At 58.9% G+C, this 19,199-nt stretch carries 15 protein-coding genes and 2 pseudogenes; 10 read left to right on the top strand and 7 right to left on the bottom strand.

Features of this window, described 5'->3' with window-relative positions:
* Positions 1-376: 376 nt before the first annotated feature.
* A complete protein-coding gene (locus tag RX328_RS35070) occupies positions 377-814 on the bottom strand; it encodes a YybH family protein (RefSeq protein WP_249727233.1) in 438 nt (145 codons plus the stop codon).
* A gap of 102 nt (positions 815-916) precedes the next feature.
* Positions 917-1,282: a hypothetical protein gene (locus RX328_RS35075; protein ID WP_213256585.1), complete on the bottom strand. Its 366-nt coding sequence runs from the start codon at positions 1,280-1,282 to the stop codon at positions 917-919.
* A 397-nt stretch (positions 1,283-1,679) separates the two neighbouring features.
* On the opposite strand from RX328_RS35075, the gene RX328_RS35080 reads away from it, so the two are divergent.
* Entirely contained in the window at positions 1,680-2,132 is a 453-nt protein-coding gene (locus tag RX328_RS35080; RefSeq protein WP_057853859.1) for a cupin domain-containing protein, read from the top strand.
* Between the two features lie 226 nt (positions 2,133-2,358).
* Here RX328_RS35080 and RX328_RS35085 read toward each other — a convergent pair whose 3' ends face one another.
* Positions 2,359-3,639 (bottom strand): winged helix-turn-helix domain-containing protein, encoded by a 1,281-nt coding sequence (locus RX328_RS35085; RefSeq protein ID WP_317258562.1) that lies wholly within the window; start codon positions 3,637-3,639, stop codon positions 2,359-2,361.
* Between RX328_RS35085 and RX328_RS35090 the strand changes: the two genes are divergently transcribed.
* A complete protein-coding gene (locus RX328_RS35090) occupies positions 3,547-4,314 on the top strand; it encodes a nuclear transport factor 2 family protein (protein ID WP_312018146.1) in 768 nt (255 codons plus the stop codon). The two genes, RX328_RS35085 and RX328_RS35090, sit on opposite strands and share 93 nt — an antisense overlap.
* 233 nt (positions 4,315-4,547) lie before the next feature.
* Here RX328_RS35090 and RX328_RS35095 read toward each other — a convergent pair whose 3' ends face one another.
* Positions 4,548-4,754 (bottom strand): DMT family transporter, encoded by a 207-nt coding sequence (locus RX328_RS35095; RefSeq protein WP_317258563.1) that lies wholly within the window; start codon positions 4,752-4,754, stop codon positions 4,548-4,550.
* A 261-nt stretch (positions 4,755-5,015) separates the two neighbouring features.
* Here RX328_RS35095 and RX328_RS35100 point away from each other — a divergent pair.
* A pseudogene (locus tag RX328_RS35100) lies at positions 5,016-7,449 on the top strand (EAL domain-containing protein).
* Positions 7,450-7,530: 81 nt separating this feature from the next.
* Here the strand turns inward: RX328_RS35100 and RX328_RS35105 are convergent.
* Positions 7,531-7,764: pseudogene (locus RX328_RS35105) on the bottom strand (IS110 family transposase); the annotation flags it as partial.
* A gap of 270 nt (positions 7,765-8,034) precedes the next feature.
* Between RX328_RS35105 and RX328_RS35110 the strand changes: the two are divergent.
* The gene (locus RX328_RS35110; protein ID WP_213256579.1) at positions 8,035-9,876 is read left to right on the top strand and encodes a tetratricopeptide repeat protein; all 1,842 of its coding nucleotides are present in this window, start codon (positions 8,035-8,037) and stop codon (positions 9,874-9,876) included.
* Between the two features lie 875 nt (positions 9,877-10,751).
* Here the strand turns inward: RX328_RS35110 and RX328_RS35115 are convergent.
* Together RX328_RS35115 and RX328_RS35120 are read right to left on the bottom strand one after the other, a co-directional pair.
* Positions 10,752-12,104: a transposase gene (locus RX328_RS35115; protein ID WP_213257637.1), complete on the bottom strand. Its 1,353-nt coding sequence runs from the start codon at positions 12,102-12,104 to the stop codon at positions 10,752-10,754.
* Positions 12,105-12,216: 112 nt separating this feature from the next.
* Positions 12,217-12,720, bottom strand: coding sequence for an inner membrane-spanning protein YciB (locus RX328_RS35120; protein WP_312018183.1), 504 nt, complete (start codon positions 12,718-12,720; stop codon positions 12,217-12,219).
* 296 nt (positions 12,721-13,016) lie between these two features.
* Here RX328_RS35120 and RX328_RS35125 point away from each other — a divergent pair, with 296 nt between their 5' ends.
* From RX328_RS35125 to RX328_RS35150, 6 genes are all read left to right on the top strand, one after another.
* Entirely contained in the window at positions 13,017-14,369 is a 1,353-nt protein-coding gene (locus RX328_RS35125) for a transposase (protein ID WP_213257637.1), read from the top strand.
* 183 nt (positions 14,370-14,552) lie between these two features.
* A complete protein-coding gene (locus tag RX328_RS35130; protein ID WP_213257637.1) occupies positions 14,553-15,905 on the top strand; it encodes a transposase in 1,353 nt (450 codons plus the stop codon).
* A gap of 194 nt (positions 15,906-16,099) precedes the next feature.
* Positions 16,100-17,221, top strand: coding sequence for an MBL fold metallo-hydrolase (locus RX328_RS35135; RefSeq protein WP_317258808.1), 1,122 nt, complete (start codon positions 16,100-16,102; stop codon positions 17,219-17,221).
* Positions 17,222-17,292: 71 nt separating this feature from the next.
* Positions 17,293-17,847, top strand: coding sequence for an SCO family protein (locus tag RX328_RS35140; protein ID WP_410733922.1), 555 nt, complete (start codon positions 17,293-17,295; stop codon positions 17,845-17,847).
* 331 nt (positions 17,848-18,178) lie between these two features.
* Positions 18,179-18,481: a hypothetical protein gene (locus RX328_RS35145; RefSeq protein WP_317258564.1), complete on the top strand. Its 303-nt coding sequence runs from the start codon at positions 18,179-18,181 to the stop codon at positions 18,479-18,481.
* A 76-nt stretch (positions 18,482-18,557) separates the two neighbouring features.
* On the top strand, positions 18,558-19,163 hold the full coding sequence (locus tag RX328_RS35150) for a hypothetical protein (protein ID WP_213257361.1): 606 nt from the start codon (positions 18,558-18,560) through the stop codon (positions 19,161-19,163).
* Positions 19,164-19,199 lie beyond the last annotated feature (36 nt).

The raw sequence follows: 19,199 nt of genomic DNA on the forward strand, positions 1-19,199 counted from the left end.
GCTAAACCGGGCGAAATTCGTTCTATCAACCACCAAATTTCAACCCGTAATCAATCTAAACCCCGCTGAGTCGCTTGATTTGATAGGGGCTCAATCGATCATCGTTCGTGCCGACGAGGTAATTGAATAAGTGACGCGACTTCCGTTGTTGGCACGAAACAGACCTGCCGACTGGCGCTGACAATGTCCGTTGCTCGGGGTAGACCGGAAGTGGCTGGCCGAATGTCAAAGCGACGCGATTGACCCACAACGGACCTCTCAGGTTGCTCTCCTGATTTGGACACTTACAGTTGCGGGCCGTGATGATCTTGCCAACACGATTGCAACGGCGAGCCAAAAACATCACGAGCGGCAGCAGCCAAAAACCGCGAGAAGCCTACTTACCATCGTTCCAAATATCGGTCGCGAGTTTCCAGTCATTTCCGACCTTTTCCCAAACCACAACATACTTCCCGCTCACCTCCTGTGGCGTCGGGCCCTTAGTCTTCAGGCTGAACGTCCCGATCTCGCGGGCCGCGGAGGGGCCGAGCGGCTTGACGTCCAGGGTTGTGAGTTTCGGATCGCTAACTTGCTCGGCCATGCCTTTCCACATTGACTCGATCGCCACTCGGCCCTGCACCATCGCAGAACCGGGCGGAAGTGCGATGGCATCAGCGGTGTACAATGACGCGATCCCGGCGAAATCGCCCTTGTTGAAGAATTCGGTCAATTTAGCGTTTGCCGCCTCAATCTCTGCCTTCTGCGCCGACGCTGGTCCGATCAACGCCAGCACGAATGCAATCACCAGTGCCATCCTGCTCATGATCAGCTCCATTTTTGAATGCAATTCCTCGGGCAAATTCCCTCAATACTCGCGAGCGAAGATATTTTTTCCTGGCTGGTTTGCTTTGACCCCTAGCTGGGCGTTATTGTTTGCTCAGTGAGGATCATCCCCCGGTCCCGGAATGAAGCAGCGCCACACAGGGGTCATTCTTCCATCGATGTTGTTGTAGGACGGCGACCACCAAACCATCGCGATGCCGCTGAGGTTCGGCTGGTCGATCACGGCGGAGTATGGCACGTCGAACCATTGCCCCGGTTTGGTTGGCCTACGCGGATCCTTCAATAAGACCTTATACCCCTCCTTCGCCATATCCCACTCGGCCTCCACGTGCTGGCCATCTCCGGTGTCACAGCACGGTTCACCCGCTTTATTCTTGAGATTTTTGAACCACGTGTTGAGTTCTGGTCGCATCGGGTTATGCGGATAGGCTGTGCTGATCCCGAAAAAAAACAACCGCACTCAATCCCATCATGCAGGCTACAATCAACCGATAAAGCCGCGTCGGCCGGCGTCTATTGGAACTGGTCATGGGAACCTCCGTTCCCCCAAACCCGCTTCTGTGGGTCATCGGAACTGCGAGGAGGTTCAACCGGAAGGCCGACGCGCTGGCCCGGTTAGTCACTTCCGAATCTGGCACCAAACTGACATGCCTGGACGGTCCGACGATGTCCGCTCTTGAGAGGGGTAGTACGGACACGCCATCCTGGCTGGATCACTTCTGGTTCTGAGCCAATTCGGACTTGGTTCGCGATGGACGGTTCAAGCCGATCCGAAAATGAATTTAAGCGCTTCAGTCTGAGTTTTTGCTGTATCCTATTGGGCCTTCGAGCTCCGCAACATTTGGGAGGAGGTTAGGATGAACAAGTCCTTTGTCGCCGCCACTTTGATCGCGTTGGCAAGTTCTGCGATGGCTCAAGATGCGATGAAGGTGGTCAAGCCCGATGGGCTGACGTGGATAGAGCATCCGGTCTTCAGGGGCGTGCAAACCGCCATCTTGATCGGTGACCCAACAAAGGCCGAGACGATCGTCCAGCGGGTGAAATTCCCGCCGAATTATAAAGTTCCGCCGCACACTCATCCCTATGCCGAGGTCGTCACCGTGATGAGTGGCAGCTTTGGGAACGCCATGGGGGAAAAGTTTGATCCCTCCAAAGGCGAGATATTGAAGCCGGGCTCCGTCTTCGCGCTGCCGGCGAAGCATCCCCATTATGTTTGGACGACAAACGAAGAAACGATGGTCCAAATTGTATTCACCGGGCCGGGGGGCATCGTGTTCATCGATCCAGCCGACGATCCGCGCAAGAAGTAAAAACGAAGCGCCGAAGCATAAAAAGAGGCCGCCTCAATCGGCGGCCTCTTTCGTCATTCCGGCACAGGCGCGATGTCGGCTGTTGGCACTTTTCGGAAGTCGTCGTCCCGATGCGCGATGTCTGCAGTTGAGGGAAAACCGGAAGTGGTCAGCGGTAACGCGAACCGAGGCGATTGACCCTCATCGGACATGGCCACGCAGCGGCGGGACACTACCTGAGCCGAGCCTAATGCGGAAATCCTATGCGTGTCTCGAGCTCCGCAAACCTTGGATCCGGGCGTAGTTGATTCCAGCGGGGATCGAGCCGCAGCCAGACCAGCCAGTTTGATCTTTCGTGGACAGCCCTATTGAGCCACGCGAAAGCGGCGTCGTTTTCATTGAGGCCAGCGTGGACAAGCGCGACGCCGTAGGATGTCACGAATTTCTTGCCCGCCAGCCTATCCAATTCGGCTAGTATCTTCCGGGCTTCATTGGCGCGGCCAGCAATTGCGGCGACGAATCCGCGCGCGGCGATTGAAACCGGCCATTCGTGCAGTCTTTTCTCCACGCGCCGAAATTCGGCGATTGCTTCGTTGAATCGTCCCAGTTCTTGGTAAGTTCGGCCGAGCCAGAGGTGCGCCGGCGGAAAATCTGCGTTCAGATCCAGAACAAATTTCAATTGTTTTGCGGCTTCGTCGTACTGGCCCGTGTAGTAGTAGTGAAAGCCTAGGTCTGAGTTTATCGGCAAGGAAAGGGGATCGCGCTGTCGCGCGAGTTGAATTTCGTGAAATGCCTCCGCAGGCCGACCAGCCGCGAGCAGATAGATACTGTACCACTGGTGTGCCGCCGGATAGTGCGGATCGAGCCCGATTGCACGCTGGAATTCCGCTTCGGCCCCTGACCAATCCCAGTCGAAATACAATTTCACGAAACCCAACGACGCATGCGGCTCGGCGAGTGACGGATCCAATTCCAGAGCTTTTGTCGCATGCCATCTCGCGGCTGAAAATGCCTCCGCCGGAGCCAAATAACTCAAGTACCCCAGCGTCGCGAAGGAGTCTGCGAGCCCGGAATAGGCAGGCGCAAAGCGCGGATCGATCCCGACGGAGCGACGAAACTTCTCGATCGCCCGTTTCAGTCCTTCTTCCGATCTCAAACTCCAATCATGGCGCCCTTGAAGATAGGCGCGGTATGCATCCGCGTTGGCTGTAATGTGCCGAGCACGACCGTGAGTGACCGATACGCTTCGCGTCAGTACAGGCGCGATGAAGCGATAACCGTGTCCCGGCACAGTCTGGATCAGTCGGCCTCCGTTGCGTCCTCGCTCCAGGGCCTTGCGCAATGCGGAGATATTTACGGTTAGATTCACTTCCTGAACGAAGGTGTCGGACCAGACTTTGCTCAGCAGCTCCTCCTTGCTCACGAGGTGTCCGGCGTGACGGACGAGTACGACAAGCAAATCGAAGGCCTTTGCTGTGAGAGCAACCGGCTCGCCGCCCCAGAGCAACAACCTCTCCTTAGGCGACAAAATGAAGTCACCGAACTCGAAAATCTGATCGATCTCGTCGGGCATCGCCCAAGCTTAGCAAATTTGCAGGAAAAATTTAAGGAAATCGCAGGGACCTTGGACCAACCGCGGCGCGATCATTTGATTGCAAGTGAAGCGTCACTCGCAGTTATGGAGGAACGTGGCATGGACGATCTAACAAACTGTCCCGCGAACCGGACCAACCTGCGCAGTTGCATCACAAGCTTTTTGGTTGCCTGCACCTTGCTTGCGGCTATTTTTGTCGCGATCAAGCCAGCCGCGGCTGCATCCGAAGATGAGGTCCGGGCGACGTTCGACCGCTTCGTCACGGCGCAAAACTCGCATGACGTCAAGGCGGTGGAATCTCTGCTGAGGGCTTCACCCGATTTCCTCTGGATTACACGCGGCATCCCCGTCTGGGGACAGGACGCGGCGCTCAAACGATTCAGTGCATTGTACGAAGGAACGTGGCGCCTCGATCCGGATGTATCAGGTTTAAAAATTATGATGCTCGGTGACGGCGTAGCGCAAATCTATGTCCCAATCACCTTCTCGATCGGAGCGCCGGGCCAGCCAGCGCAGCAAATGAGATTTCTAATGAATCAGATCTTGATGCGAACACCAACGGGCTGGCAAGTGTCGAGCATTCTGCCCATACCCCTACCGGCACAGTAGACCGTTTCTCTCTTCATCCGCTTTTGCGAAATCGTGGTCGCTCCCAGAGATGTCCGCTTGTCGAGGTAGACCGGAAGTCATCAGCGCACCCACAGAACGCCGTGATTGACCCAAAGCAGTCGAAGGCGCGCCGACGCTTATCTCGGCGTCCGAACGGAACTGATCTGGTCCCACAAAGTCTCAACGACGGATCCCTGCGATGAGGAGCCTTCCGCCGATGAGGAAGGGAAAGATCAATCGACCTTTGCGCCAGGCCCAGTCAGCCGAAGTGATCGATAGTGATGCATGCGATCATTTGCTCCGTCAGCAGAAGAGTGATCAGCGCCGCGGGCCCGAAGCTGGTTCGCGACAACGCTCGAAAGTCCGATGAAGATCGCGCCAAACGACCCGCCGCTCCAGGCCCACCAGCGAATGCGTGCCACCTGACGGGAGCGGCTCACGGGACATTCCTGATCACACAGTCGCAGAGTTTGCGGAGGAGGCGCACAAGGCCGCCAGCGAATTGGCCTATCCAACCTTCGGACAACGTAACGACAATCAACAAGCTTCTGGGGACTCTCGGACCGGTTACCGACGGGCAGTCACTTAAAAAAAACCATAGTGTCAGTTGTGTAAGCCTTGTTCAGGATTGCGCAAGGCCGACGGCCGCACGGTCAGCAGAATTGAAAATATGCAAGATATTTCACCGGGGCGTTACCTCGATGTTTACCATATACAACTGCATCGCCTACGAGCATGACCTGCGACTGGTGGTGATGGCGGCGTTGGTATGTGCACTCGCGTCTTTCGCAGCAATCAACTTCTTAAATCATGTCCGCAAGACAACGGGCTACATGCGCGATGTCTGGTTGTGCGTCGCCGCCACCGCCAGCGGCTTCGGCATCTGGGCGACTCACTTCATCGCTATGCTTGCGTACTCGCCAGGCATTCCGAGCGGATACAACATTATCCTTACCATACTGTCGCTCCTCGCGGCGATCCTGCTCACCGGCGTGGGTCTTTCGATCGCGTCCGGAAATAGAGTGCCTGCCGGGCGCTGGATCGGTGGAGCGACCCGTCGGCGGCGGCATCGCGGCGATGCACTATACCGGAATGGCAGCTTTCGAGATCGCCGGACGGATTCATTGGGACCCTGTTTTCGTTGCCGTTTCCATCGTGCTGGGGGCGGCGATCGGAGCAACCGCGCTGCCAGCAGGTTTGCGCGACGGATCGATGAAATGGAAGGCCATCGGGGCGGTGCTGCTCACGCTGGCAATCTGTAGTCACCACTTCACGGCCATGGGCGCGGTTTCGATAATCCCGGACCCTACGGTCGTGGTTTCGGAAATGGCGCTTCCGGCCGGCTGGCTTGCGCTCGGCGTCGCGCTTGCGTCGCTGACGATCCTGTTTCTCGCTTGCGCAGGTCTTGCGCTCGATATTCGCGAACGCCATCGCGCCGAACTGGAAGTCGATCGCATGCGCGGCCTTGCTGATGCGTCGGCCGAGGGGCTGCTGGTCTGCTACGGCGACAAGATTGTTTCGATCAATTCAAGCCTAACGGAACTGACAGGCTATGTCCCCGACGATGTGATCGGAGAATCCCTGGCGATCTGCCTGCCGGAGGAGTCCGTCAGGCGCAAGCTGGTCGCGAGGCCGCGCGAGCGGATCGAGGCTGAATTGCGCGACGTCAACGGCCAGTTCATTCCGGCTGAGTTCATCCTTCGCTCGATCGATTTCGCCGGTCAGCCGCATCATGCAATCGCCGTCCGCGATCTACGTGATCGGAAGAAAGCCGAGGAACATATTCATTTCCTGGCGCACCACGACGCACTAACGGGCTTGCCTAACCGAAACAGCTTCAACGCCCGGCTCGACCGCGAAATCGAGGTGCACCAAGTCTCAGGTCAGTCATTTGCCGTGTTCTGTCTCGATCTTGATCGCTTCAAGGAGGTAAACGATCTGTTCGGTCATGCCGCCGGCGACGCACTCCTGAAGAGGGTTGCGAAATGCGTTACCGCCGTTCTCGATCGGAGCCAGATGATGGCGCGGCTCGGTGGCGATGAATTTGCCATTATCGCAACAAATCTCTCTGGACCATCGGCGGCGGGCCGCATCGCCGAGAATATCATCGACGCGCTGCGGATCGAAAACGAATCATCGACCACGGCCTCGTTCGTCTCCACCAGCATTGGCATAGCGATTTTCCCAAACGACGCTCAGGACGGACGGGGCCTTCTCACCCACGCCGATACTGCACTCTATCGCGCCAAAACCGATGGTCGCCGAGTTTATCGCTTCTTTGAAGCCGAGATGGGCATTGAGGTGCGAGATCGGCGCATGCTGGAGCGCGATCTTCGCAGCGCGATTGCACGCCATGAGTTTGAACTGGCCTATCAGCCGCAAGCCCGGCTTGATACGCGCGAGATCGCTGGCTTCGAAGCCTTGTTGCGGTGGCGCCATCCGCAGCGCGGTCAGGTTCCACCGGGCTTGTTCATTCCCGTCGCGGAGGAAAGTGGTGCGATACAGCACATTGGCGAATGGGTGCTGAGGCAGGCATGCCAGGAAGCCAGCGGCTGGACTAACCCGCTCAGCGTCGCCGTGAACGTCTCCGCGATGCAACTGCACAATCCGCAGTTTACACATCTTGTTCACGAAATCCTTGTTCAAACCGGACTGAAGCCGGGACGGCTTGAACTGGAGATCACCGAAACCGCGCTGATCCGCGATTTCAATCGGGCGCTGGCGACCTTGCGTCAGCTCAAGGCGCTTGGGGTTCGGATCGCGATGGACGATTTCGGGACGGGTTACTCGTCATTGTCGAACTTGCGGGCATTCCCGTTCGACAAAATCAAGATCGATGGCTCATTCATCAAGTCGGTCCAGGCCAACGAGCAGGCGGCGACCATCGTTCGGGCGGTGCTCGGAATTGGACGCGGGCTCAAGCTGCCGGTGTTGGCTGAAGGCGTTGAGACGCGCGAGGAACTCGGTTTCTTGGGTGCCGAGCTGTGCGATCAAGTTCAGGGCTATTTGGTGGGGAGGCCGGCCGATATAGCTGGTTTCCGCTACCTCACACATGCCGCTGAGAGCGCACGCGATCTCGAGTTTCCCCTACCACATGCCGGAGAGGGCGTCGCGCTGAAGGTCGTCAATCGTTAAGGGATGAACGCGGCAGACCCTGATGATGTCTTCCACCATGCCGTCGGCAAAGTATTCCTGCTCCGGATCGCGACTCATATTCATCAGGCGGGCGTCTTGGCCAAGCATTTGGAGCTTGCGGCTGAGATGATGGGTGCAGGCCTCCATACCGATCAAGCACGGCGGCAGGTTGTCGAGCCGCGTTTCCACCTGGCCGCGTGACCACCTCTGCCGCAGCACGATGGCACCGCGGTGATCATGACCCATGATGTGGAGCGAGTCTTTGCCAATATCGATGCCGAGCACGGTGATCGCTGCGTTGATTTTCTGAGACATGGCGTGCTCCTTGTCTTGAGCGCCCCACGCCAGCTTCTCGTGCTGGCAGGGCCGGAGCACGGCCGGACCATCCCATCAGGGGACCTGGCCAACGCATGACTCGCAAGTGCATCACGCTTAAGTGTCGCGGTCATCTCTGCAGTTGTCTTGTGGCACGACCGGAAAAGCTTCAGAATTCGCGCTAAAGATCTTCTTTAAATTTCGACTCAGTGCCGGCCCATTGAATTTCGCATTGGCAGATGTTTCCTCCGCCTTATTTTGGAGTACGACATGGCGACATTCACACAATCGCAGAGATTACTGGTTTCCGCGGGAGCTGCGGCACTCGGCGGCGCTGCACTGGTGACGCTGCTGGCCGGCAACATCATTACCATCGCGGGTGCGGGCGCAACCGCCGTCGACGTATCGCCCCCATTCGCCGGCCCGGATTTTCCGGTCTGCCGCACGCCGGCCGAAATCGGCTCGCCGAACATGATGTTGCGTCTGGCACAGACCGAAGTGCCACGGGCCGAGATGAGTGCAGCCACATCCGCGGCAGCATTCGCGGACACCGAGCCGCCGCTGTGGGACGGGCTCGGCTCCATCACTTACAAGATCACCACCGGAAATGAGCGCGCACAGGCTTACTTCGATCAGGGCCTGCGTCTCGCCTACGCGTTCAATCATGCTGAGGCGCAGCGCGCGTTCCGCATGGCGCACAAGCTCGATCCGGAATGCGCCATGTGCTTCTGGGGCGAGGCGCTGGTGCTCGGTCCCAACATCAATCTTCCGATGCAGGAGGACGCGGTCGCGCCCGCCTACGCTGCCGCGCAGAAGGCGAAGGCGCTTGCCGGCAAGGCAAGCCCACGCGAGCAGGCACTGATCGGTGCTCTCGCGGCGCGCTACGGCAGCGATCCGAAGGCCGCTCGCGCGCCGTTAGATGCAGCCTATGCGGCCGAAATGGCGAAGGTTGCAACGCAATTTCCCGACGATGACGAAATCGCCACGCTCTATGCCGAGGCGCTCATGGATCTCAGCCCGTGGGACTACTGGAAGCCGGGCGGCCGCGAACCCAACCCGCAGAGCGTGCCAATCGTGCCGACACTGGAGCGCGTGCTGGCTCGCAATCCGAATCATCCCGGTGCAATTCACTTCTACATCCATGCGGTCGAGGCGTCAGATCGGCCCAGGCGCGCCGAGCCTTATGCCGACCGGTTGCGCGGTGCGATCCCCGGTGCCGGCCATCTCGTGCACATGCCGAGCCACATCTACTATCGGATCGGCCGCTATCTCGACGCGCTGGAAGACAACAAGGTTGCGGCCGAGGTCGATGAAAAATACCTGGCCGATACCAACGCGCCGATGGGCGTCTATCGGCTCGGGTATTATCCGCACAATGTGCACTTCGTGATGGCGTCGGCGCAGATGGCTGGCGACGGTCAGACGGTGATCGCCGCCGCGGAGAAGCTGCGCGATCTCATTCCCGACGAGGTTGCCCGTGGCATTGCGATGGTGCAGCCGGTCAAGGCGGCGCCTTATTTCGCGCACGCGCAGTTCAGTACGCCCGAGATCATCCTGGCGCTCCCCGATCCCGGCGATGCCATCCCTTATGTCCAAGCGATATGGCTCTACGCGCGCGGCATCGCACTGGCAGTGCGCCGGGACTTCGCGAGCGCTGTGGCGGCAGCCAACGCCATCGAGACGCTGGAGCGCACCGCGGACTTCAAGTTGCTGAAGGAGTCGAACGTCCCTGCGCAGGAGGTGCTTCGCATCGCGCGCACAGTGATCCTGGCGCGCGTGGCCCAAGCTAAAGGCGACCGTCGCACTGCCATCGCCCGGTTCGAGCAGGCGTCCTTATTGCAGGACGAATTACCATATACCGAACCACCCTATTGGTACTATCCGATCCGGCAGTCTCTCGCCGCTGCCTTGCTGCAGGCAGGCCGCTACGCGGAGGCAGAGCGACAGTTCCAGCGTGCGCTTCGCCGAGCGCCATCCAATGGCTGGTCGTATTACGGACTGGCGGAACTGTACAAGGCACGCGGCAGCACCAGCGCGGCCCGCAAGGCCGAGGCCGACCTTGCCAAAACCTGGATCGGCGACCGCAAGCTTTTGCAGATTTCGAATCTCTGAAGCTCGCGCGTCGGTGCCGTGGGGGCCAAGCGGAGTAGCGCACGATTTAGCCAACGAGCCGTTCAACGCCTGCTGGAAGCGTGACGGCTCTTGTGGCTTGACGCTGCAACCTTTCGCTTGTGGCCCGTACCGACCAACCCCAACACTCGTCTCTACATCGGCTGTCAGGGGCAGACCGGAAATGACTGAGATGCTGTCAAATCGAGGGCCCAACTCAGAGATCGGTGGCGCGCAATTTAGAACGAAATTAAGGCTGGTGGCCTTCCCATTCCGTTCGCTGCTTCTACAGCTTCACAATACGAACAACCGCTCAGATCATAGCGGACATTGTCCGGAGACAGGCTTCGTCTTCATTCTCGTAACACCATTGAATCCGAAGAGAGCAAAGCTCAGCGCTTCACGGCTTGGCCGCGGTGGAAACGATGGCTCGCTAACGTCGGCATCCTTAACCGCCACGTCCTGCTCATGAGCGATGCCGAACGCCAAAAGTTCAAGACCGAGCAGTTCAGACGATTGGCCGCTCGGCCGCTTTGGGAGAAGTGGCTCAATATCGCAGGCTTGCAACGGGGGCGATTGTGCTCGTGTTGTATCCCTGCCTAGTTGGGCACCTGACAATTGGATGGAAAGAACTCGGTTTGACCAGAACGATTGTTGCGTCCGAAGAGCCTGTGCTGTTCATAGCCGCGGTGCTGCTTTTCGAGAGCCTCTTCGTCTTGCCGCTCTACTTCTTGACCAAGCTTTACTTCTTCAGCCGCAACGACGGACGGTCTTCATCCTAACCATGGCCTCGGCTCATGTCCGGATTTGGCGGATTCCGTTGAAGAAGTCGGCCCGCGAGCGAGGCGAGCCGCAAATGCGGCACAGCCGACCGCTTCTCAGGCCGGATTTGGCTGCGGCATTGGGACCAGCTTGGCTAGTTTCCGGAGGTTCTGGGCGGTTGCTGCAAGGAGGAACTCGTCGCGAGCCCCGTTTGGTCCACGTAATCGCAGTCGGTCGAGCTTGAGAATGCGCTTGAGGTGAGCGAACAACATTTCGACCTTCTTACGTAGCCGTCGCGATGCTCGACCTTCCCAGGATTTAGCAATCGCCCGCGCCATGTCGCGGGCTCTCTCATGGATCGAGCGAGGCACCTTTCGAGCAGGCGTGTTCGGGCAGCAGTGTGGCCTCAAGGCGCAGGCGTCACAGTCAGCCTTGCTCGCTCGATAAAGCAACGTCTCGCCATCATTCACACGCGTCCCTGTTGTGGTCAGCGTCTTGCCGCCAGGACAGATATAGACGTCGCTGACTGGATCGTAGTTGAAGTCCTCCCGTGTGAAGGTCCCATCCTTGCGCGCTGATTTGTCGAACACGGTCACATGCGGCTCGATGCCGTGCTCATCGACCAGCCAGCCCAGCATGTCGGCTGAACCATAGGCGCTGTCACCGAGAAGCCTGGACGGGTGAAGACCGAAGTTCTTTGCGGTCCGCTCGATCATGCGCTTGGCAGCGAGAACTTCTGCCTGCCGGATCGCTGTGGTCGGCTCAACGTCGACAATGATCGCATTTTCCACATCGATCAGATAGTTCGTGGAGTAGGCAAAGAAAGCCTGTCCGCCATGGGCACCGGTCCAGCGCGCGGCAGGATCAGCCGGTGAGATGAACTTGGGGACGATCTCGGTCGCGGCCCCAAACGCCGCATCGTCCAGGACAGCTAGATACTCGTCGACGGCACGGCTTGCGGCTTTTGGCGGCAACCCCTTTTCGCCCTCGACGCCGTTCTGCCGGTTAGCATCGGCCTTGATCAGGCTAGCATCGACCGCAAAGCCTTCTCCGCCAACCAGACCCTCGTCGATGCAGCGGCGCAAGACGTCTTCGAACAGCCGTCGCAGCAGATCACTATCGCGGAAGCGGCCATGTCGGTTCTTTGAGAAGGTCGAATGATCGGGCACGTCACCATCGAGCCCAAGGCGGCAGAACCAGCGGTATGCCAGGTTGAGGTGAACCTCTTCGCACAGGCGCCGCTCCGAGCGGATGCCGAAGCAGTAACCGACCAACAGCATCCGGATCATCAGCTCGGGCGCGATCGAGGGCCGCCCGATCGTGCTGTAGAAGGGGGATAGCTCTCGCCTTAACCCATCGAGGTCCACGAACCTGTCGATCGATCGCAACAAATGATCGGCCGGAACGTGCCGCTCGAGCGAAAACTCATAGAACAACGCGACCTGCTCAACTCGCTGATGTCCCATCATGATTCAGTCCTCTCGCAACGACTGAATCAGCGAACATCAACCAGCGCAACCGAAGACTTTTTCAACACAATCGACCCTTAGCGGACCTCGCCAGCGCGGTCGCGAATGATCATCATCGCGCTGGCGCTGGGCCCAATTTGCGGTTCACTATCGCCCTAAAGAGCACATAGTTTACCGTGAACGCGCCAACTTTGGCACCAATGACACCGAATGAAGCGAACCAAGCCCAAGTCTGGAAATCGAAGGTCGTGGCGACGACTATATTTAGGACAGCAAGCGTCATCATTAGTGCTGCCCAAGCATATCCGGCGCGGTCAATGATGACTTTCGGCAATGTATCGCGCGCAACTTGAGGCAGATAGCGGCACATCCAACCTCGCCGCAACATGATCAAACCGATCGCTAGTCTGCTGATGCTTGGCTTCGCCATTAGGAGGCGACTATCATTGGTAATGAGCGAAGCTGTACCAAACACGAGCACAAGACCAAGAGCCATCCACTGCATCGGTTCAATCGGCTTATCTCTAAGTTTCAGGATGCCGATACGCAGCAGACCAATCCCGACGCCAATCGCTACGGCCAGATAGAGGTTGCCGGTTAGTCCAAAGACGATCACAAAAAGGATGGTCGAAAGAAAATCGCTAAAGAGATGTCCGAGTGCAACCTACATGATCACTCACATCGAAATGATAACTAACCGTTGAACGATGCGATATGACGATGTCAAGCTCAAGTACAAAATTTTGCTTGGTCGACCATTTCGGGTATTCGATTGCGTGGCGCCGGGTGCTGACGAGCTTGCGGTATCGGTGGTGAGGCGGCGCATGTCCGCTGTTGGCCGATTGTGTTGAAAAAGTCTTCGGTTGCGCTGGTTGATGTTCGCTGATTCAGTCGTTGCGAGAGGACTGAATCATGATGGGACATCAGCGAGTTGAGCAGGTCGCGTTGTTCTATGAGTTTTCGCTCGAGCGGCACGTTCCGGCCGATCATTTGTTGCGATCGATCGACAGGTTCGTGGACCTCGATGGGTTAAGGCGAGAGCTATCCCCCTTCTACAGCACGATCGGGCGGCCCTCGATCGCGCCCGAGCTGATGATCCGGATGCTGTTGGTCGGTTACTGCTTCGGCATCCGCTCGGAGCGGCGCCTGTGCGAAGAGGTTCACCTCAACCTGGCATACCGCTGGTTCTGCCGCCTTGGGCTCGATGGTGACGTGCCCGATCATTCGACCTTCTCAAAGAACCGACATGGCCGCTTCCGCGATAGTGATCTGCTGCGACGGCTGTTCGAAGACGTCTTGCGCCGCTGCATCGACGAGGGTCTGGTTGGCGGAGAAGGCTTTGCGGTCGATGCTAGCCTGATCAAGGCCGATGCTAACCGGCAGAACGGCGTCGAGGGCGAAAAGGGGTTGCCGCCAAAAGCCGCAAGCCGTGCCGTCGACGAGTATCTAGCTGTCCTGGACGATGCGGCGTTTGGGGCCGCGACCGAGATCGTCCCCAAGTTCATCTCACCGGCTGATCCTGCCGCGCGCTGGACCGGTGCCCATGGCGGACAGGCTTTCTTTGCCTACTCCACGAACTATCTGATCGATGTGGAAAATGCGATCATTGTCGACGTTGAGCCGACCACAGCGATCCGGCAGGCAGAAGTTCTCGCTGCCAAGCGCATGATCGAGCGGACCGCAAAGAACTTCGGTCTTCACCCGTCCAGGCTTCTCGGTGACAGCGCCTATGGTTCAGCCGACATGCTGGGCTGGCTGGTCGATGAGCACGGCATCGAGCCGCATGTGACCGTGTTCGACAAATCAGCGCGCAAGGATGGGACCTTCACACGGGAGGACTTCAACTACGATCCAGTCAGCGACGTCTATATCTGTCCTGGCGGCAAGACGCTGACCACAACAGGGACGCGTGTGAATGATGGCGAGACGTTGCTTTATCGAGCGAGCAAGGCTGACTGTGACGCCTGCGCCTTGAGGCCACACTGCTGCCCGAACACGCCTGCTCGAAAGGTGCCTCGCTCGATCCATGAGAGAGCCCGCGACATGGCGCGGGCGATTGCTAAATCCTGGGAAGGTCGAGCATCGCGACGGCTACGTAAGAAGGTCGAAATGTTGTTCGCTCACCTCAAGCGCATTCTCAAGCTCGACCGACTGCGATTACGTGGACCAAACGGGGCTCGCGACGAGTTCCTCCTTGCAGCAACCGCCCAGAACCTCCGGAAACTAGCCAAGCTGGTCCCAATGCCGCAGCCAAATCCGGCCTGAGAAGCGGTCGGCTGTGCCGCATTTGCGGCTCGCCTCGCTCGCGGGCCGACTTCTTCAACGGAATCGGCGCAAAGCGGACATTCGGCTCAACGCCGATGTCGGCTAAGGGCCGATTGTGTTGAAAAAGTCTTCGGTTGCGCTGGTTGATGTTCGCTGATTCAGTCGTTGCGAGAGGACTGAATCATGATGGGACATCAGCGAGTTGAGCAGGTCGCGTTGTTCTATGAGTTTTCGCTCGAGCGGCACGTTCCGGCCGATCATTTGTTGCGATCGATCGACAGGTTCGTGGACCTCGATGGGTTAAGGCGAGAGCTATCCCCCTTCTACAGCACGATCGGGCGGCCCTCGATCGCGCCCGAGCTGATGATCCGGATGCTGTTGGTCGGTTACTGCTTCGGCATCCGCTCGGAGCGGCGCCTGTGCGAAGAGGTTCACCTCAACCTGGCATACCGCTGGTTCTGCCGCCTTGGGCTCGATGGTGACGTGCCCGATCATTCGACCTTCTCAAAGAACCGACATGGCCGCTTCCGCGATAGTGATCTGCTGCGACGGCTGTTCGAAGACGTCTTGCGCCGCTGCATCGACGAGGGTCTGGTTGGCGGAGAAGGCTTTGCGGTCGATGCTAGCCTGATCAAGGCCGATGCTAACCGGCAGAACGGCGTCGAGGGCGAAAAGGGGTTGCCGCCAAAAGCCGCAAGCCGTGCCGTCGACGAGTATCTAGCTGTCCTGGACGATGCGGCGTTTGGGGCCGCGACCGAGATCGTCCCCAAGTTCATCTCACCGGCTGATCCTGCCGCGCGCTGGACCGGTGCCCATGGCGGACAGGCTTTCTTTGCCTACTCCACGAACTATCTGATCGATGTGGAAAATGCGATCATTGTCGACGTTGAGCCGACCACAGCGATCCGGCAGGCAGAAGTTCTCGCTGCCAAGCGCATGATCGAGCGGACCGCAAAGAACTTCGGTCTTCACCCGTCCAGGCTTCTCGGTGACAGCGCCTATGGTTCAGCCGACATGCTGGGCTGGCTGGTCGATGAGCACGGCATCGAGCCGCATGTGACCGTGTTCGACAAATCAGCGCGCAAGGATGGGACCTTCACACGGGAGGACTTCAACTACGATCCAGTCAGCGACGTCTATATCTGTCCTGGCGGCAAGACGCTGACCACAACAGGGACACGTGTGAATGATGGCGAGACGTTGCTTTATCGAGCGAGCAAGGCTGACTGTGACGCCTGCGCCTTGAGGCCACACTGCTGCCCGAACACGCCTGCTCGAAAGGTGCCTCGCTCGATCCATGAGAGAGCCCGCGACATGGCGCGGGCGATTGCTAAATCCTGGGAAGGTCGAGCATCGCGACGGCTACGTAAGAAGGTCGAAATGTTGTTCGCTCACCTCAAGCGCATTCTCAAGCTCGACCGACTGCGATTACGTGGACCAAACGGGGCTCGCGACGAGTTCCTCCTTGCAGCAACCGCCCAGAACCTCCGGAAACTAGCCAAGCTGGTCCCAATGCCGCAGCCAAATCCGGCCTGAGAAGCGGTCGGCTGTGCCGCATTTGCGGCTCGCCTCGCTCGCGGGCCGACTTCTTCAACGGAATCGGCCAAAACCGGAAGTTAGCGTTTGGCCGCCCCAGCGCGGGGCCTGACTTCCGGGCAGTCGCGAAGTTTGTTATGCTGCGCGCCAGTCGGGGGGCCTCAAAGCATAGTACGGAGGCCGACATGACCCGTATGACCCGTATATTGGGACGGCGTGACCTCCTCGCAGGCTCTGCGGCGCTCGCTGGGGCGGCGGTGGGTAGCGGCTTCATGTGCGTCGAATTCGCTTCGGCGGCACCGATCGAGGTGCCGATGGTCGAAAAGCTGTCAATCAGGGTGCTCGTCGACTCCACCCACGATCTTTTCCTGCGCCCCCGCACGGTCAACGGCGTGAGCGTGCAGCCGACTCCCCTCCAGACGGGGTTTCCGAATGTGATTCACACCCAATGGGGCCTGTCGCTCTGGCTCGAATCCCAGCGCGGCAACGAGCTCCGCACCCTGATGCTCGATTACGGCTACACGCCGGACGTGCTTATCACCAATATGGGCATCATGGGCGTCGACGTGAAGAAGGTCGACGCCTTGATCCTCAGCCACGGCCATTTCGATCATTTCGGCGGCCTGATGGGATTCCTCGATAAGTACCGTGGCGCACTGCCGGCGGACGTGAAGCTCTACGCCGGCGGCGAGGACAATTTCTGCCATCGCCTGGCCGGGGCGCCGGGCCAATTGACCGACTACGGCACGCTCGACCGGCGCGCTCTAGCTGCTCAGAAGGTTGCGACTGTTCTATGCGAGCACCCGACCGTGATTGCCGGCCACGCCTTCACCACCGGGCAGATCAGGCGTTCCGGCATCGAGAAGGTCTTGCCCAACACCATGGTGGAGTACGGGATCAAGGACGGGCTCGGCTGCGATGCCACCCAGTACACCCATTTCACCGCGGCGGAGCTGCAGGGCAAGATCGTCCCGGACGAGCATACCCACGAGCACGCGACCTGCTTCAACGTGAAGGACCGCGGCCTCGTCGTCATCACCTCGTGCGGCCACGTCGGCATTCTCAACATCATCCGGCAGGCGCAGGAGGTATCCGGCATCAAGAAGCTGCACGCCCTGATCGGCGGCTTCCATCTAGGGCCCGCAACGCCGGACTATGCGGATCAGGTCGTCAGCGAACTCAAGACGTTCGAGCCGGACGTGGTAGTGCCGATGCACTGTAGCGGCCTGACCTTCGTCGATTCCGTGCGCAAGATCATGCCGGACAAGCTGCTGCTGGCCTCGGCGGCGGCGCGGCTCAATTTCGGCGTGGCGTGATTGCGACCCGGCGGCGCCTTCTCGGCCTCGCGGCCGGTCTCCTGCTGGCCGGCCCAGGACGGTCGTCGCGAGTGCAATCGTCCGAGGCGACTTCGGCCGCGCGGCTGATGGACGACCTGATGTGGAACCGCGGCCCGATCGGCGGACCGTTCGCTTTGATCGACCACACCGGCAAACCGCGTACGGACGAGGATTTTCGCGGCAAACTTCTGCTGATCTACTTCGGTTACAGCTATTGCCCGGACGTGTGCCCAACCGATCTGCAGCAGATTGGTCTGGCGGTCGATGGATTAGGCGCCGGAGCGGACGCGGTCCAGCCGATCTTCATCACCCTTGATCCCGAACGCGACACCGCTGCGCACCTCACCGAGTACGTGCCGCTGTTCCACCCGCGGCTAATCGGCCTAACCGGCGACGCGGAGCAGATTCGGCGCGTGGCGCTCGCTTACAAGGTCTACTACGCCAAACATCCGCCTGATGGCCCGAATTACGTCATCGACCATTCTTCGTTCGTGTACTTGGTCGACAAAGGCGGGAAATATATCGGCTTCTTTCCGTCAGGCACCGCGGCCGATCGCATAATAGAAATGATCACTCTGCATCTTTCCGATAGGACAAAGAAATAGCGTCTATGGCCAAGTCCTTTGCAATCGCGCGTCCGCTTTGGTCATTTTCGGAAGTAACGGCACATCGTACTCAGGTCCGCTTTATCCCAGCCAACAGACATCGTCGACCCAGAGCACGAGTTCCGAAAAGTGCCATTACCGGAAGTCGACTGACCTCACTCGATCACCTCGTCGGCAAGTGCAAGTAGCTGAGGGGGCAGGTAGGGCCGAGCACTGAATAATGCGGCGCTAAGCGCAAAAAGGAATTTCGGGATATGTGATGCAAATCACAAACGCGCAATCCTGCTTGTGCCATGCTTCCAAGCCACTTCTGAAAGAGTGGAGACGCGTCATGAAACCAATGACAAGCACACGCTCAAAACTTGTAGTTTGGTTGGTGGCAGCTTTCGGATTCGTAGCGACCGTTTCTGCCGCAAGGGCACAAGATTGGTACTATATCAACCGCCAGCCGGCCTCTCTCAGTGTGGCACAGGCCATGGCCGCCAGAGGCTTGCCTTACGGTTACTACTGGCTTCAGCCCAACGGAAATTGGGGCTTTGAGGGCAACTCAGATGTTGTAGGAAACATCTACGGGCGTCGACCGAGCCTTTCCGAGCGCGGCTTGTTATACTCTCCAGGCGAATTGTTAAGGTAGCTCAGCTTCCTTGACGAGGAGCGGTGTTGCCTTTCACGAAGGGAGCCCGCACATGGATATTGTAGCCGGACTTAGAATGATCGAACGGTTGCTTGCGGTCGGCATCGGCGGCATGTCGATTTATCTCGGCTACCGCTTGTTCCTTGCGCTCCCCGCCATCCGTAACGCAAGCGGCGAGTTCCACCTCCCGCTTGATATCAAGGTCATCCTCTCGCGGGTCGGCCCGGGCGCTTTCTTCGCCCTGTTCGGCACGGCGGTGGTGGCGCTGTCGCTTTATTCAAGCGTGCGCCACGACGTCGCCCGAGCTCCTGTGACCGTGAATGCCGACACAGGATCTCGCGTGGAGACGCGGTCCTTCGCCGGTCTTGGCAGCGCGCACACCACCGACAGCGGCGCAGCGCAGCGCGCCGATGCTCGCAAGCTGCTGCGGCGGGACATGGTCGAGCTGAATGCGCTTTCGGGCAAGCTGCGGGACGACCTTGCGGAACCAGATCGAGCCGAGGTCGGCGAGCTGGTCCGCCGCGTAAAACTCAAATTGCTGCGTTCGGTCTGGGAAAGCGGCTGGGGCGATCCGTCGACGTTCGACGGCTGGCTCGCAAGCGATCGCCCTGATCCGCCTCCCGCGCTCATCGACGCGGCAGAACTCTACTTTAGCGGAAACTCCAAGCGGGTGCGACCATGAGGCAACTCGTTTTGTTGCTAGCGACCCTCGTTGCCT

Source organism: Bradyrhizobium sp. sBnM-33, assembly GCF_032917945.1.
Classification (GTDB): Bacteria; Pseudomonadota; Alphaproteobacteria; order Rhizobiales; family Xanthobacteraceae; genus Bradyrhizobium.